This window comes from Pseudomonas sp. CFBP 8772 (assembly GCF_014841665.1).
Taxonomy (GTDB): Bacteria; Pseudomonadota; Gammaproteobacteria; order Pseudomonadales; family Pseudomonadaceae; genus Aquipseudomonas; species Aquipseudomonas graminis_B.
In genome coordinates, this window is record NZ_JACYUI010000005.1 from 318282 (window position 1) to 333188 (window position 14907).

Sequence of the window (14907 nt, forward strand, 5' to 3'; positions counted from 1 at the left end):
AGGCTAGGGAGAGGCCGTGTCACGACCATTAAGCTTTGGTGATGGTTGCGTGACAGGGGTTTGCGTTCAATGGGCTGTCATCATTGACTGCTACGGTTGCCTGCATCCGAGCCCGAGTCCCCTCCATGACCCGTCTGCTATTCGCCGTCGCGCTGTTCCTGATCACCTGTTCCGCCGCCGCTGCCGAAACCTGGCCTGCGCCGGATTGGTCCGAGCGACTGCTCAATCGAAATAATGCAGTCACCGCTCTGGACAGCTATGCCTTCCCGGCCCGCGACGAAGCCTCCCGCGAAGGCGTGCGCACAGACGCGCTGCTGATCATTCACGACGGTGAAGTGGTGTATGAACGCTACGGCGGCGTGACCCGTGCAGACACCCCGCACCTGACTTGGTCTATCAGCAAAAGCATTCTGGCGAGCGTGCTAGGCGTCGCCTTTGGTGAAGGCCGTTTCAAGCTTGAAGACGCCGTCGCCAGGTTCTACCCGCCTTTCAGCGCGCATCCCGATATCAAACTTCAGGACCTGCTGCACTGGGCTTCGGGGCTCAACTGGCAGGAAGATTATGAATACGCGCCGCTCAACTCGTCGGTCGTCGCGATGCTCTATACCCGAGGGCGCGGCGACATGGCGCGATACACCGCTGAGCACGTCACCGCCAGTGCGCCGGGCATTTCATACCGCTATTCCAGCGGCGACAGCACCGTCCTCGCCGCTGCGCTGAAAGGCATGGTGGGTGAACGCGCCTACGCCGATTACCCCTGGACCGCCTTGTTCGACCCGCTGGGCATCACCAGCGCCACATGGGAGCGCGACGCCACCGGCACTTTTGTCGGGTCGTCCTACGCGTACATGACGGCCCGTGACCTTGCGCGCATCGGCCTGCTGATGGAACGCGGCGGACGCTGGCAAGACCGCCAGTTGATGCCCAAGGCCTGGGTTGATTTCAACCTGACGCCGTTCAAATCCCTGACTCCGACCCCGACCGATGAAGCCCCCGGCGGTCACTGGTGGCTGAACAAGACCGCCGACGGCAACCTCGGTCCGTGGCCCGACGCACCTCCCGACACCTTCGCCGCACTCGGCCATTGGGGGCAGGCGCTGTACGTGATCCCCAGCGCGAAGCTGGTGATCGTTCGCTACGCCGACGATCGCGACGGCACTTATGACCACAACCAGTTGCTCAAGCTGGCGCTGAAGGCCGTGGCCGGGGAGGGTGATCAATGAACGCTCGCATGGCATTCATCCGACGCCGCCCATTCCGCAGCTTCTTCATACTGGTGCTGCTGATCATTGCCGGCCTGATCTGGAACTGGCGCGTTCAGCTGCAGGTATTCCCCAGCATCATCAGCGCCTACACCGCCAAAGAATATTGCTCGTGCCGCTTCGTCATGAATAACCCTGCAGACTATTGCCGCAGCTACGTGAAGCAGTGGCTGCCGAGCACCCTCGACGAAGACGCGCTGAACAAGCGCATCACTGCGACAGGGCTGGGCCGCGAGAGCGCAGCGCAGTGGGAGGGCCCGCGCCAGGGCTGCCGTTTGTCGCCGCCGGTGCCGTAGAACGTTGAAGTTTGCGTGCGGTCAGACAGCCGGATAGGGTTGCGCATCGCACCCTCTGGAGTCCGCATGTCTATTCGCCTTCCTTCCTCGTTCGCCTGCGCGCTAAATGCCGTTGATGCCTGTGCCTTGATCGCCACGGCGCGCCGCTCATGAGGGGCGCGATTTTTCCGTGGCGCGAGGAAAATCAGTTCAACCTGCTGATCGACGGCCCGGCGTTCTTTCCGCGCATGATCGCTGCGATTGAAGGCGCGCAGCAGCAAATCGAGCTTGAACTGTATCTGGTGGAAGCCGGGGCCTGCGCCGAGGCGATCGTGCAGGCGCTGGTCGGTGCGGCGAATCGCGGGGTCATCGTGAGGTGTCTGTTCGATGGTTTCGGCGCCGCGGCGTTCACGATCAGTCTGCGCAAGCGCCTGACCGACGCTGGCGTGATTCTGCGTTTCTATAATCCCGTCCATTGGCGGCGTGGCTTTCGAAACCTCTACCGCGACCACCGCAAACTGCTGCTGGTCGACAAAGAGCTGGCGGTGGTGGGCGGGACGGGTGTCACCGACGAGTTCTGGCGCCCGGACCTGAACAGCAGCGAGTGGCATGAGGTGATGGTCGAGATTCGCGGGCCGCTGGTGATCGACTGGCAAGCGTTGTTCGACCGCCAGTTCCACGCCAACCCTCGGCGGCGAGCATGGCGGCCTGCGGAAAACTTCGGTCTGCCGCGTCTGCCCAAGGCACCCGTCAGCGGGAATGGGCTGGGTCGTGTGGCCTATGCCGATTCCCGTCAGCACCGGGATATCGTGCAGTCACTGGTGCGTGCACTGAACACCAGCAAGACGCGCATCTGGCTGGCCACCCCGTATTTTCTGCCGACCTGGAAAGTTCGCCGTGCCTTGCGCCGAGCGGCCTCTCGGGGCGTCGATGTGCGCCTGCTGCTCACCGGTCCGCGCACCGATCACCCTTCGGTTCGCTACGCTGGCCACCGTTATTACCCGCGCTTGCTCAAGGCCGGGGTGCAAATCTTCGAATACCAGCCGTGCTTCCTGCACCTGAAAATGGTGCTGATCGACGACTGGGTCAGCGTCGGCTCATGCAACTTCGATCACTGGAACCTGCGCTTCAACCTTGAAGCCAACCTCGAAGCGATCGACCCCGCGCTGACCCGTGCCGTGGCCGCCAGCTTCACCCAGGATTTTGCCGTGAGCAGTGAAATCACCCTGGACGGCTGGAAATCCAGACCGCTGTGGCGACGGGTTCAGGAGCGCGTATGGGGATGGCTGGATCGGCTGGTGGTGAACGTGCTGGATCGGCGGGGGTAAACGCCTCCGCAACCATCGCCCACAAAAAAGCCCGACACGCAGGTCGGGCTTTTTCGTTTTAGCGATTGAAACGCTTACTGCACTTCCACCGCCAGGCTTTCACTGATCTTCTTCTGCCAGATGGCGGGGCCGGTGATGTGAACCGACTCGCCCTTGCTGTCGACGGCAACCGTGACGGGCATGTCCTTGACTTCGAACTCGTAGATCGCTTCCATGCCCAGCTCCGGGAACGCCAGCACTTGCGACTTCTTGATCGCCTGAGCGACCAGATAAGCGGCGCCGCCAACGGCCATCAGGTAAACCGCTTTGTTGTCCTTGATCGCCTCGATGGCGGTCGGGCCGCGCTCGGATTTGCCGATCATGCCCAACAGGCCAGTCTGCTCAAGAATCTGGCGGGTGAACTTGTCCATCCGCGTCGCGGTGGTCGGCCCGGCAGGCCCCACCACTTCGTCACCGACCGGATCAACCGGGCCGACGTAATAGATGAAGCGGCCCTTCAGGTCTACCGGCAGGGTTTCGCCCTTGTTCAGCATCTCGACCATGCGCTTGTGCGCAGCGTCGCGACCGGTGAGCATTTTGCCGTTAAGCAGGACGGTTTCGCCCGGCTTCCAGCTCTGCACGTCTTCCGGCGTCAGCGTGTCGAGGTTGACGCGGCGCGCCGACGGGCCGGCTTCCCAGACGATCTCCGGGTAGGCGTCCAGCGGTGGCGCTTCCAGCGAAGCAGGGCCGGAGCCGTCGAGGACGAAGTGGGCGTGGCGGGTGGCGGCGCAGTTGGGGATCATGCAGACCGGCAAGGACGCGGCATGGGTCGGGTAATCCATTATCTTGACGTCGAGCACGGTGGTTAGACCGCCGAGGCCCTGGGCGCCGATGCCCAGCTGGTTGACCTTCTCGAACAGCTCCAGACGCATTTCTTCCAGACGGTTCGACGGGCCGCGCGCCTTGAGCTCGTGGATGTCGATGGATTCCATCAAGACTTCCTTGGCCATGACCGCCGCTTTCTCGGCCGTACCGCCGATGCCGATGCCGAGCATGCCGGGTGGGCACCAGCCAGCGCCCATGGTCGGCACGGTTTTCAGCACCCAGTCGACGATCGAGTCGGACGGGTTGAGCATCGCCATCTTCGATTTGTTTTCCGAACCGCCGCCCTTGGCCGCCACGTCCACTTCCACGGTATTACCCGGAACGATGGAGTAGTGAATGACCGCAGGTGTGTTGTCCTTGGTGTTCTTGCGGGCGCCGGCCGGATCGGCGAGGATCGAGGCGCGCAGGACATTTTCCGGCAGGTTGTAGGCGCGACGCACGCCTTCGTTGATCATGTCGTCCAGGCCCATGGTCGCGCCATCCCAGCGCACGTCCATGCCGACGCGGACGAACACGGTCACAATGCCGGTGTCTTGGCAGATTGGCCGGTGACCGGTGGCGCACATGCGCGAATTGATCAGAATCTGGGCCATGGAGTCGCGTGCGGCGGGCGACTCTTCACGCAGGTAGGCCTCGTGCATGGCCTGGATGAAATCAACGGGGTGGTAGTAAGAAATGAACTGCAAGGCGTCAGCGACACTCTGGATCAGGTCATCTTGCTTGATCACGGTCATTGGGCGCGCTCCTCTGATTTGGCGGGAACATTCGAATTGCGGGTGGCGACGGGACCGTTTGGGCCGGATGAAAGCATCTTGATCAGGCGTCAGACAGCCGGGCAGCACCTCGGCAGGCCGGGGTAAAAAAGGCGCGGCAGTATAACCCGAGGTCAAATAAGGTACATCTGCCGAGCGCCAATCAATGGTCGAACATCGTACAACGTATATACCGGAACACCGGTGAAACAGATTGCTACGGCCGTCTGGAACACAGGAATTTGAATAGTCATTTTTTTGCGCAAGCACTACAGTGGCAAGCTGCCTGCATTACCGCGCACGGCGCAGGATTGCTTCGATCTGGTGCCTGAAAAGTATCACAGGTCATCTTGCCGGTACGGGACGGACCCTTAATACCCATGATGAGTCAACGAGTGAATGCCCAAACTATCCAGCGCTTGCTGCTGAAACGTTTCGCGCTCGCTACCGGCACCTACGTGCTGGGGCTGATGCTCGTATGGATGGCGTATTTTACCGGCTACTATCACGCCACCTTCTTCGGGATCTGGTGCACCAGTGTGCTGGTGCTCTTCTGTCAGGCCGCGTTGAGCCTGGTGTTTTTCGGTGGCTACAACCGACGCTTCAAAGACCCCAGCTTGACCGAGTTTCAGGTGTTGCTGGGGCTGGGCTGGCAGACGTTTCTGATTAGCCATACGGAAGCCTCCCGCGGCACCTTTCTGCTCGTGTACGTTTTGGTGCTGATGTTCGGATTGTTTCATCTGCGCCCCAGTATTTTCGCGCGCTGTGCCCTGTTTGCCTTGCTGGGGTTCGCCGGCGTCAACCTGTGGGACGCCAGCCGCGGACGCCTCGCCGATCCGGGGCTGGCGGTGATTCAGACCTGCGCGCTGTTCATCGTTTTCTCCTGGCTGTGCCTGTTCGCGCGCTTCGTGCAGAACTCGCGCAATCGCATGCACCAGCGCCGGATCACCTTGCAGGCGCACCAGGAAACCCTGCGCGGCATGATGCTCCAGCTCGAAGAGCTGGCGTCCACCGACGAACTCACCAACCTCTACAACCGCCGTCACTTCCTGCGCATAGCGACCCGCGAACTTGAGCTCATGGATGGCAATTACACCGCCGGGCTGGCGCTCATCGACCTGGATCACTTCAAGCGGGTCAATGATATCCATGGTCACGCGGCGGGGGATCGGGTGCTGCAGGTGTTCGGCAAAACCGCTGCCCAGTGCCTTCGCTCCGACGACATCCTCGCGCGTTATGGCGGTGAAGAATTCGTGTTGCTTATCCCTCGCTGCACCCGTGCGCAGCTGGTCGATTGCTGCGAACGTATCCGGCTGGCGTTTACCCGGGTCACGCTGCCGGAGTTTCCTGAACTGGACCTGAGCCTGTCCATCGGCATGGCCGTCATTGAGCGTGGCGACCACATGGACCGCGCACTGCAACGCGCCGACCAGTCGCTGTATCGCGCCAAGCACGAGGGCCGCAACCGTTGCCACGGCGCCTGGGATTACGCCGATGCCTGAGTTGCGTGTGGGCGACCGGCAATGGTCGGTGGCGCCTGCGGCGAATTTGCTCGACGCGCTTAACGACGCCGGGTTGTCCGTCCCCTACAGTTGCCGCGCCGGCAGTTGCCATACGTGCATGGTGCGTTGCGTCAGTGGCGATCCGCTGGACGCCGCGCCCGATGCGCTGGAGGCCGATAAGCGCGCCCAGGGCTGGCGGTTGTCGTGCCAGTGCCGGGTGACGAGCGATCTGACCGTTGAGATCTTCGATCCCTTGCGCGATGGCTTGCCGGCAACCGTCGTCGGGGCTGACTGGCTCAGCGCATCGGTGCTGCGCTTGCGACTGAACCCCGAACGTCCGTTGCGCTATCGTGCCGGACAGCATCTGGTGCTGTGGACCGAGAGCGGCGTAGCACGGCCATACTCGTTGGCGAGTGTGCCGGGGAACGATCCCTTTCTGGAGTTTCACATCGACTGCCAGCGCCCGGGCGCTTTCGTTGATGTCGCCCGTAGGCTGCAACCGGGCAATCCTGTCCGTCTCGGCGAACTTCAAGGCGGCGCGTTGCATTACGACCCTGACTGGCAGGATCGGCCGTTATGGCTGCTGGCGGCGGGGACCGGATTGGCACCGTTGTGGGGTGTGCTGCACGAGGCGTTGCGGCAGCACCATCAGGGTGAAATTCGCCTGATGCATCTGGCGCGCGAACCTCGGGAGCATTACTTGGCAGGGCCTCTGGGCGAGCTGGCGATCCAGCATCCGAACCTGCGCGTGGAGCTGATCAATCAGGAAAACTTTGCGGCCGAGCTGAGTGGGTTGCGCGTGACGTCTCGTCAGACCATTGCGCTGGTCTGCGGGTCGCCCGCCAGCGTCGAGGCGTTTTCGAAGCGGCTCTTCATCGCAGGACTGCCGCGCAGTCAGTTGCTGGCGGACGTATTTGTGGAGAAGGGCTGACAGTCCGCCAATCGTTTTCTGGCTCCCCACACACCCTCAGGCAAGAATACGCGTGACGAAGCTGCCGCCGGCTATAAGTATCTTTTCATCCACGGCTTTTACGTCGTACGGCGTCGGAGACTCGGGTATGCCGGGGTAGTCGAGGCGTACCCAGCCTGAATCGGACCCGAATGCAGGATCAAGAGAGCCATCTGTGTTGTAGCGCGCGATGATGACGTAGCGCGGGTCAGACGTATGGCCCGCAGCGACGAGTTTGTCTCCGTCGTATGCTGCGCTAAGCCACTCGAATACATCGGGGACTTTGTCGGGTCTAAACGACGGATCAATGCTGCCGTCACCCACAAGACCTATAAGCCGGGCATTGCCTGCGGCATCCCGACCAAAAATGATCAGATTCCCCACTTCGGTTTCAATACAGCCGTTCAGGATATAACCGGCATATTGGTCCGATTGAAGTTCTACGACGCCGCTTCCGTCCTTTCCAAACTCATTATCCAGCGTGCCAGTCTCGTTGTACCGAACCAAAAATGGATAGAAGGCGCCGGATTCACTTCTATGCTCGCCGACGGCGAGGAGTTTCCCCGATGCCAGGATTAATAACGCACTCAGTGAGCTAGAGCCCAGCGCCTCTGGGTAAGTCACGTAACCCACTCCATTGAAGGAAGTGTCCAGTTTGCCAGTGTCATCAACCTGGTAAATAACGGTCTTTCTTTCGTTGACGTACCACCAACCCACTATGAGCTTGCCGGAGGGCGTTAGTCCCGTTGATCCGGTTGGCATTGTCGTCGCGAGTGACTGCCGCTGGCTCTCGACATTCGGCAGGCGGTCATGAGCCGGCAGGTGGTCACTGCCGAGGGTCCCGGGATAAGCAAGCTGCAGGATGCCACCTTGTCCATAATTTAGGTCGAGGATGCCGCCCTCTTCGTATCGGGTTGCACAGGGGATATACCCACCGCCGGGGGTCGAGGTGTTCACCACAATGACTGTCTTACTGGATTCGACGTCGAAGGCACTCACACCCATCGATATCTGCTCAAGTAGTATTTGGCCCTGAATGATGCCGTTATTTCCGAACGTGACATCAACGTTGCCGTCTTTCAGCAAGCGCGTGACGAGAAAATGCCCGTCTTGCTCGGAGGCGCCGACCACCAGAGCATCCGCGCCAGGCTTCCACATCACATTACCTGCATACCTCATGGTCGGAGGTAAGTGTGCGAGCCCACCGGTACCGAAGGTCAGGTCCGGTTTTCCACTGACGATAGTTTCCTTGTTCATGTGATTTCCCTTCCGATGGTCATCTGAACTGTTAACTGTAGACCTGCGTTTTTACCGGAGCTACTGACATAAATGACAGTGGGAATGCGTGCCTGAACTGGATACTGCTTTGGCTAGTACCGGGTCGGTCTGTTCCACACGGCAGTCAGCATGTTGGGCGCCGTGCGGACATAAAAAAGCCCCGCACTCTCACGAGGCGGGGCTTTTTCGTGTTGCGGTGTCGCTTAAACCATTGGGTCGCCGACGTGAAGGATCTTCATGCCGTTGGTGCCGCCGATGGTGTGGTAGCTGTCGCCCTTGGTCAGGATGACCCAGTCGCCTTGCTCAACCAGACCGCGCTTGACCAGTTCGTCCACAGCCGACTGGCTGACCTGACCCGGCGGCAGTGCGGCCGGGTCGAACGGGATGGTGTAGACGCCACGGAACATCGCCGCGCGCGCCTGGGTGCCGCGGTGCGGGGAGAACGCGTAGATCGGCACCGAGGAGCGAATGCGCGACATGATCAGCGGGGTATAGCCGCTTTCAGTCAGCGCAATGATCGCTTTTACGCCAGGGAAGTGGTTGGCGGTGTACATGGCGGCCAGCGCGATGCTTTCGTCACAACGGGTGAACGAGTGACCGACGCGGTGGCTGGAGGTCTTGCCGGTCGGATGACGTTCAGCGCCGACGCAGATACGCGCCATCGCTTCAACGGCTTCCACAGGGTATGAGCCCGCGGCACTTTCAGCGGACAGCATCACGGCGTCGGTGTAGTCGAGCACGGCGTTGGCCACGTCGGACACTTCAGCGCGGGTTGGCATCGGGCTTGAAATCATCGATTCCATCATCTGCGTGGCAACGATCACCGCCTTGTTGTGGCGACGCGCGTGCAGGATGATTTTCTTCTGGACGCCCACCAGCTCGGCGTCGCCGATTTCCACGCCCAGGTCGCCACGGGCAACCATGACCGCGTCACTGGCGCGGATCAGGGCATCGAGGGTGTCGTCGTCGGCAACGGCTTCGGCGCGTTCGATCTTCGCCACCAGCCAGGCCGTGCCGCCGGATTCGTCACGCAGCTTGCGCGCGTATTCCATGTCGGCCGCGTCACGCGGGAACGAAACGGCCAGGTAATCCAGGTCCATTTCGGCAGCGAGTTTGATGTCCTGCTTGTCTTTCTCGGTCAGCGCCGGTGCCGTGAGGCCGCCGCCGCGACGGTTGATGCCTTTGTGATCCGACAGCGGGCCGCCGATGGTCACGGTGCAATGCAGTGCATCGGCGGTTTGCGTGTCGACGCGCATGACCACGCGCCCATCGTCCAGCAGCAGCTCGTCGCCGACGCCGCAGTCCTTGACCAGATCGGGGTAATCGATACCGACGATGTCCTGGTTGCCGTCGGTCAGAGGATGGCTGGTGGAGAAGATGAACTTGTCACCTACCTTCAGCTCGATCTTCTTGTTGACGAATTTGGCGATGCGGATTTTCGGGCCTTGAAGGTCACCCAGCAACGCGACGAACCGACCGTTCTTGGCGGCGATGTCGCGGATCAGCTTCGCGCGAGCCTTGTGCTCGTCGGGCGTACCGTGGGAGAAGTTAAGGCGGGCGACGTCCAGGCCTGCAAGAATCAGCTTCTCGATGACTTCTGGCGAATTACTGGCAGGGCCCAGTGTGGCTACGATTTTGGTGCGGCGAACGGTCATGCACAAACTCCTTAAATGAAGCGCAGCGAGAGGCTACTACTGTATTGCTCTGTAGTCATTGTTCCTTTGCACTACCTGACCCCCTGATCGCTGGGCAATCGGCAGGCCGGCGGGGCTCAAATCGGCCTTGAAGAAATCCCGGAATACGCCGATACAAGGGCTGAGCACAGGAGACTCTCATGCGAATCGTGATGATATTAGTGGCGCTGCTTGCCTTGGGTGGTTGCACCCGCTGGGCAATGAACAGCCATTTGAACAATGCCAACCGCGCCTACGCCCAGGGCGACTGTGACGCGGTGATGTACAACCTGTCGAAAGTCGACCGGGAGAGCCGTTCGCGTCGCTACGTGCAGCCCGAAGTGTCAATGTTGCGGGGTCAGTGCCTGGAGCGCCAGAAGTTCTACATGGATGCGGTACAGACCTACCAGTACATCATCACCCAGTTCCCGGAAAGCGAATACGCGTTCCGCGCCAAGGCCCGTCTGGACACACTGCATCAGCTCGGCCATGACAACCTGGCGCCGCCCGCCACACCGCGCCCTGCTTCACGTTAGTTACACCCGAGTGGATGTACGGTAGCGTTTTCGAGTGGATATCGGGAAAACCTGAGCTAGGCTGCGATGGGTAGGGACCTAAGTGTTTTGACGAAGGTGGCAGTGCCACTGATCCGAAAGCGAGCCCGATAGGGGTGTTTAACGCCGATCGGCCCTAGGAGTCAGTGACTTTTGCCAGTACCGAGTGAGTCAGATGCCGTGATGGGCTTATCCATTGATGGGTTCTGGCTTTACGGGTCTGGCAGTTCCGTGCAACCGAATCCCAAAGCACTAGCGCGGCCATGCTCAATGGTCATCTCAGGGCGAGTGTCCGCATGCTTAATGAACGACGAATAGAGCGTCATCAACTGCCTTACTACCTGCAAGTGTTCAACCGGTACACCGATAAACCTTTGGGTTGTCTGGGGAACGTGTCAGAGCAGGGCCTGATGCTGATCAGCGATCTGCCCATTCTGGTGGGCGCCGATTTTCAGCTGCGCCTGAAAGTGCCTGACGGCAAGAACGGCCTCTACCACATCGACATCGACGCCAGCTGCCTGTGGTGTCAGGAAGACGAAACCCCTCGCATATTCGATTCCGGCTTCCGTCTGCAAGCGGCGCCGGCGGAATACTTTGTCCTCATTCAGGCCTTGCAGCGCTATTTCAGCTTCTATCCGCTCGAAGCGTCTGCCTGAAGGCCGGCGCCCTACAGCGCGCCGGCTTTTTTCCAGCTCATGTATCGGCTTACCAACTCTGGCCCCAGCTCACTGGGGCGCACATCCAGCACAGGGATGCCATGGGCGATCAAACGCTCATGCAGCCCGCTGCGTGCGTTGAGCAGGTCGACCGTTCCGCAATAGTCCACGGCCTGTTGCCAGGTATGCACCGGCGCTTGACGAAGATCGTCGAGCACGGCCTCGCGCAGACTGGCAATCAGCACCCGGTGATGGCGACTCAGCTGTTTGACCGCTTCGAGTAATTGCTCGTCATCCTCGTCCCGCAGGTTGGTGATCAACACCACCAACGCCCGTCGCTTCTGCCGCGCGAGGAGGGTTCGCATCGCCACCGCATAATCGGCGGGGCGCTGGGTCGCGTTGACGTTGTAGAGGTGATTCAGCAGCACGTTCAGCTGCCCCGCGCCTTTGGCGGGTGGCAAATGCCGGTCCTGATCGCCCGCGAAGGTTGAAAGACCGACCGCGTCGCCCTGACGCAAGGCCACATAGCTCAACAGCAGGCAGGCGTTCAGCCCATGGTCGAAATGCGTCAACTCGCCGTCCTGGCTGCGCATGCGTCGGCCACAGTCGAGCATGAACAGGATTTGCTGATCGCGCTCATCCTGATATTCCCGGGCAATGGGCGCGCGATGCCGGGCCGTGGCTTTCCAGTCGATCTGGCGCAGGCTGTCGCCTTCACGAAATTCGCGCAGCTGATGAAACTCCAGGCCCAGTCCCCGACGCGGTTGCTGGCGGATGCCGATCTGCCTGAGCCAGTTCTCGACGCCCAGCAACTGCCCGTTCTGCAGCCGGGCGTAATCAGGGTAGACCCGGACGGCGTCATGGTTGGGTACATACCGCCGGGATGACCACAGGCGCAACGGGCTGCGCATGAGGATTTCGGTCCGTTCGAAAGTGAAGTCCCCCCGGCTGGCCGGCCGCAGCCGATAGGTCAGCTGGGCCGTTCGCTGGGGGCGCAGCACGACGACCTGAGGCAGATTGTCGGTTTCGTAGCGGGCGTCCGGCTCGGAGGGGCCGTGATCAAAGAAGGTCATGTGCAGCGCGCGGGGTGAATCGTGTTCCAGCTCGACCCGCACCTCGCTCCAGCGTCCCATCCCCAGGCTGCCGCTCAAATGCCGCTTGACCCGAGGGGAGGGCAAGCGCCACAGCCATGCTGCATCCAGCCCTGCCACGGCAGCCATTACCCATAGCAGGGTCCAGAAAAAGCCGTCCAGCCGTGCAACGGGGCCTCGACCCAATGCCTGCAAAACGCCGAGCAGCACCGACACGCCGAGCAGAACGGCCAGCCACCAGAGCATGCGGGTCGAAGGCTTGAGCAGTTGTTTCATCGGCGCGGCGCCGCCACCTGATCCAGCAATTGCTTGAGCACGTGATCTACCGACAACCCTTCGATGTCCAACTCCGGGGCCAGCCTGACCCTGTGCCTCAGTACCGCCAGCGCACAACCTTTGACATCGTCGGGTACGACGAACTCGCCGCCGCGCAACAGCGCCCGCGCGCGGGCTCCCCGAATCAAAGCAATGGATGCTCGCGGCCCCGCGCCGAGTGTCAGGCCCGGCCACGTACGGGTGGCGCGGGCCAGCCGTACGGCGTAATCGAGGACCTGTTCATCCACCGGCAGATCGCCGGCGATGCGTTGCAGCGCTAGCACATCTTTCGCCTGCATCAAGGTGCGCAGGGGCTGGATGTCGAGCATGTCGGAACGCGTCGAACGGGTCACCTGACGGACCATCTCCAGCTCCTGATCAGCCTGGGGGTAATCCATACGCACTTTGAGCATGAAGCGGTCGAGTTCGGCTTCAGGCAGCGGATAAGTACCTTCCTGCTCGATCGGGTTCTGCGTCGCGAGCACCATGAACGGTTGCGGCACCGGCAGGGCTCGGCCCTCCAGCGTGACCTGACGTTCCTGCATCGCCTCAAGCAGCGCCGCCTGAGTCTTCGCCGGCGCGCGGTTGATCTCGTCCGCCAGCAGCAGATGGGTGAACAGCGGCCCTTTGCGCAGCTTGAACTGCTCGCTCTGCATGTCGTACACGGCATGGCCAGTGACATCGCTGGGCATCAGGTCAGGGGTGAACTGAATGCGCGCGAACTCGCCGCCGAAACACCGGGCCAGCGCCCGTACCAGCAACGTCTTGCCCAACCCGGGAACGCCTTCAAGCAACACATGGCCGCCGCCGATCAGTGCAGTCAGTACATCATCGATCACGGCGTCCTGGCCGATCACCGCTTTTTGCAACTCGTGCCGCACCGCCTGCGCCAGATGAATCGCACGCTGGCGCTGCTGCGCCGGATTGCTGCCCGAGGGGGTGGCTGGCTCGATTTGCTTGTGGTCCACGGCCCCGTGTTCTGGAGTGGGGAGGTGATTGGCGGCGTGGCCTGGCTCGGTCGGTTGATCGCTCCCATGCTCAGGCGTTTTGCTAACGTTGAGGTCCGTTTTATCGTCCATAAATCGAGCGCTTACCTCATTTGAATGTGCGGGGGATTATGTCGGGGCGTCTTGAGCGAGCTGCATGGCTCGCCGCATCTTGTGAATATATGGAGACTCAAAGGTCGACAGCGATGCCGTGTCGAAGCTTGGTCGAACAGAGCCGGAGCCATGTTTGTCCGATCTTGAGTCGATGTCCAGAACCCTCAAGCGATTCGCTCGGGTCCTGTTAAACAACCGGGTCGAGATTGGCGGCCCCACTTGGGCTAGAATCACGACGAACCTCCTTACCAAATGAAACTGAATGCCGGAGAACGCCATGGCTCAGGTCGAATTAAACACATTGTCCGAAGAAGACATGTTGAATCTTGAGGACAAAATCCCCGTATTGGCTGCAAGCGCGACCGTTTCGGCGTATTACCGAGCGTTGTCATCAGGCCTGACTGTCTATCGCATCCAGGGTACGAATATGGTTGAAGCCAAAGCTGACGGCTCGATGCGGGTGATCGCCGAAGCCAAGCCTCGTACCAAAGTCCAGCTCGGCAAAGTGCTTAAGGTTCGCCGGCTGAAAACCAGTGCCTAGGGCACGCTGCTGGGCAGGGCCCAATGGCAGCGGTAAATCCACGATGAAGGGATTTGTCCCGGCGAACCTTCGGTATCTACGTCAACGCGGATGACATCGAACACGAAGTCAAAGAAACCGGTTTTCTGGACCTTTCCAGCTACACAATTCGCACCACCCCCCAGGCATTGCATTCATTTATCGATGAGCACGCGCTGCTCGTCAGATTCAACAGACAGGGCCAGGCAAAGTTAATCGGTCTGAATGGCGATCGCGTTGACTTCACGTTTGTACCCATGGATTCCTACTTCGCGTCGGCGATTGCAGATTTCATTCGACATCAGCTGCTTGAACTCGGCGAAAATTTCACCTTTGAAACGGTGATGTCCAGCCCTGACAAAGTCGAGTTTCTGGAGCTGGCACAGCGCAAGGGCTACCGTACCTACCTCTATTACGTTTCCACTGATTCTGTGGACATCAACATCCAGAGAGTCGCCAACCGAGTTGCAGAAGGTGGTCACAACGTACCTGAAGACAAAAGTCGCAAGCGCTACAAGGGCTCGCTTGATTTGCTTCCTGCTGCAGTCGAGGCGACCGATCGTGCTTACATTTTCGATAACTCGGAAGCTGAGGCCGTTTTGCTTGCCGAGGTCACCAACGGCATTGATTTCGAATTTCGGTTCGAGGATTTGCCTGATTGGTTCGTCGAGAATTACGTCAACAAAGTTGTTGATGCAGTCGAAGACTGATTCGGCATCCCAGTAGCCAGTGCAGCGTCATGAGACTGC

At 60.5% G+C, this 14907-nt stretch carries 14 protein-coding genes; 9 read left to right on the forward strand and 5 right to left on the reverse strand.

Annotation, left to right across the window (positions count from 1 at the left end):
* The first annotated feature begins 125 nt into the window (after positions 1 to 125).
* The 3 genes from IFT99_RS13460 to IFT99_RS13470 all read left to right on the forward strand — a co-directional run bounded on the left by IFT99_RS13460 (position 126) and on the right by IFT99_RS13470 (position 2865).
* Positions 126 to 1223: a serine hydrolase domain-containing protein gene (locus tag IFT99_RS13460; protein ID WP_192132799.1), complete on the forward strand. Its 1098-nt coding sequence runs from the start codon at positions 126 to 128 to the stop codon at positions 1221 to 1223.
* Positions 1220 to 1558: an amidase gene (locus tag IFT99_RS13465; RefSeq protein WP_192132801.1), complete on the forward strand. Its 339-nt coding sequence runs from the start codon at positions 1220 to 1222 to the stop codon at positions 1556 to 1558. The genes IFT99_RS13460 and IFT99_RS13465 overlap by 4 nt, the downstream gene beginning before the upstream one ends.
* Before the next feature lie 149 nt (positions 1559 to 1707).
* Entirely contained in the window at positions 1708 to 2865 is a 1158-nt protein-coding gene (locus IFT99_RS13470) for a phospholipase D-like domain-containing protein (protein ID WP_065992236.1), read from the forward strand.
* Positions 2866 to 2939: 74 nt separating this feature from the next.
* On the opposite strand, the gene IFT99_RS13475 is transcribed toward IFT99_RS13470, so the two are convergent.
* Entirely contained in the window at positions 2940 to 4463 is a 1524-nt protein-coding gene (locus tag IFT99_RS13475) for a fumarate hydratase (RefSeq protein WP_081567934.1), read from the reverse strand.
* Between the two features lie 413 nt (positions 4464 to 4876).
* On the opposite strand from IFT99_RS13475, the gene IFT99_RS13480 reads away from it, so the two are divergent.
* Both IFT99_RS13480 and IFT99_RS13485 read left to right on the forward strand, forming a co-directional pair.
* Positions 4877 to 5983: a GGDEF domain-containing protein gene (locus IFT99_RS13480; RefSeq protein ID WP_410928500.1), complete on the forward strand. Its 1107-nt coding sequence runs from the start codon at positions 4877 to 4879 to the stop codon at positions 5981 to 5983.
* Positions 5976 to 6914 carry an iron-sulfur-binding ferredoxin reductase gene (locus tag IFT99_RS13485; protein WP_192132803.1) on the forward strand — a complete coding sequence of 313 codons (939 nt, stop codon included), beginning with the start codon at positions 5976 to 5978 and terminating at the stop codon, positions 6912 to 6914. The genes IFT99_RS13480 and IFT99_RS13485 overlap by 8 nt, the downstream gene beginning before the upstream one ends.
* Positions 6915 to 6950: 36 nt before the next feature.
* Here IFT99_RS13485 and IFT99_RS13490 read toward each other — a convergent pair whose 3' ends face one another.
* Together IFT99_RS13490 and pyk are read right to left on the reverse strand one after the other, a co-directional pair.
* Positions 6951 to 8189, reverse strand: a complete 1239-nt coding sequence (locus tag IFT99_RS13490; protein WP_192132805.1) for a hypothetical protein — start codon at positions 8187 to 8189, stop codon at positions 6951 to 6953.
* A 224-nt stretch (positions 8190 to 8413) separates the two neighbouring features.
* Positions 8414 to 9865: a pyruvate kinase gene (gene pyk / locus IFT99_RS13495; RefSeq protein WP_065992245.1), complete on the reverse strand. Its 1452-nt coding sequence runs from the start codon at positions 9863 to 9865 to the stop codon at positions 8414 to 8416.
* 179 nt (positions 9866 to 10044) lie between these two features.
* On the opposite strand from pyk, the gene IFT99_RS13500 reads away from it, so the two are divergent.
* A complete protein-coding gene (locus tag IFT99_RS13500) occupies positions 10045 to 10419 on the forward strand; it encodes a tetratricopeptide repeat protein (protein ID WP_065992246.1) in 375 nt (124 codons plus the stop codon).
* A 314-nt stretch (positions 10420 to 10733) separates the two neighbouring features.
* Positions 10734 to 11093, forward strand: a complete 360-nt coding sequence (locus tag IFT99_RS13505; protein WP_192132807.1) for a PilZ domain-containing protein — start codon at positions 10734 to 10736, stop codon at positions 11091 to 11093.
* Between the two features lie 11 nt (positions 11094 to 11104).
* Here the strand turns inward: IFT99_RS13505 and IFT99_RS13510 are convergent, their stop codons facing one another.
* The gene (locus IFT99_RS13510) at positions 11105 to 12460 is read right to left on the reverse strand and encodes a DUF58 domain-containing protein (RefSeq protein WP_192132809.1); all 1356 of its coding nucleotides are present in this window, start codon (positions 12458 to 12460) and stop codon (positions 11105 to 11107) included.
* Positions 12457 to 13578, reverse strand: a complete 1122-nt coding sequence (locus IFT99_RS13515; RefSeq protein WP_197985971.1) for an AAA family ATPase — start codon at positions 13576 to 13578, stop codon at positions 12457 to 12459. The genes IFT99_RS13510 and IFT99_RS13515 overlap by 4 nt, the downstream gene beginning before the upstream one ends.
* A gap of 298 nt (positions 13579 to 13876) precedes the next feature.
* Here IFT99_RS13515 and IFT99_RS13520 point away from each other — a divergent pair, with 298 nt between their 5' ends.
* Entirely contained in the window at positions 13877 to 14140 is a 264-nt protein-coding gene (locus IFT99_RS13520) for a hypothetical protein (protein ID WP_192132812.1), read from the forward strand.
* 53 nt (positions 14141 to 14193) lie between these two features.
* Positions 14194 to 14868, forward strand: coding sequence for a zeta toxin family protein (locus tag IFT99_RS13525; RefSeq protein WP_342214620.1), 675 nt, complete (start codon positions 14194 to 14196; stop codon positions 14866 to 14868).
* Positions 14869 to 14907 lie beyond the last annotated feature (39 nt).

Bases quoted from the DNA above. Each gene is read 5' to 3' on its own strand.
- IFT99_RS13460 (WP_192132799.1), top strand. From the start codon at position 126: ATGACCCGTCTGCTATTCGCCGTCGCGCTGTTCCTGATCACCTGTTCC.
- IFT99_RS13465 (WP_192132801.1), top strand. From the start codon at position 1,220: ATGAACGCTCGCATGGCATTCATCCGACGCCGCCCATTCCGCAGCTTC.
- IFT99_RS13470 (WP_065992236.1), top strand. From the start codon at position 1,708: ATGAGGGGCGCGATTTTTCCGTGGCGCGAGGAAAATCAGTTCAACCTG.
- IFT99_RS13475 (WP_081567934.1), bottom strand. From the start codon at position 4,463: ATGACCGTGATCAAGCAAGATGACCTGATCCAGAGTGTCGCTGACGCC.
- IFT99_RS13485 (WP_192132803.1), top strand. From the start codon at position 5,976: ATGCCTGAGTTGCGTGTGGGCGACCGGCAATGGTCGGTGGCGCCTGCG.
- IFT99_RS13490 (WP_192132805.1), bottom strand. From the start codon at position 8,189: ATGAACAAGGAAACTATCGTCAGTGGAAAACCGGACCTGACCTTCGGT.
- pyk (WP_065992245.1), bottom strand. From the start codon at position 9,865: ATGACCGTTCGCCGCACCAAAATCGTAGCCACACTGGGCCCTGCCAGT.
- IFT99_RS13500 (WP_065992246.1), top strand. From the start codon at position 10,045: ATGCGAATCGTGATGATATTAGTGGCGCTGCTTGCCTTGGGTGGTTGC.
- IFT99_RS13505 (WP_192132807.1), top strand. From the start codon at position 10,734: ATGCTTAATGAACGACGAATAGAGCGTCATCAACTGCCTTACTACCTG.
- IFT99_RS13510 (WP_192132809.1), bottom strand. From the start codon at position 12,460: ATGAAACAACTGCTCAAGCCTTCGACCCGCATGCTCTGGTGGCTGGCC.
- IFT99_RS13515 (WP_197985971.1), bottom strand. From the start codon at position 13,578: ATGGACGATAAAACGGACCTCAACGTTAGCAAAACGCCTGAGCATGGG.
- IFT99_RS13520 (WP_192132812.1), top strand. From the start codon at position 13,877: ATGGCTCAGGTCGAATTAAACACATTGTCCGAAGAAGACATGTTGAAT.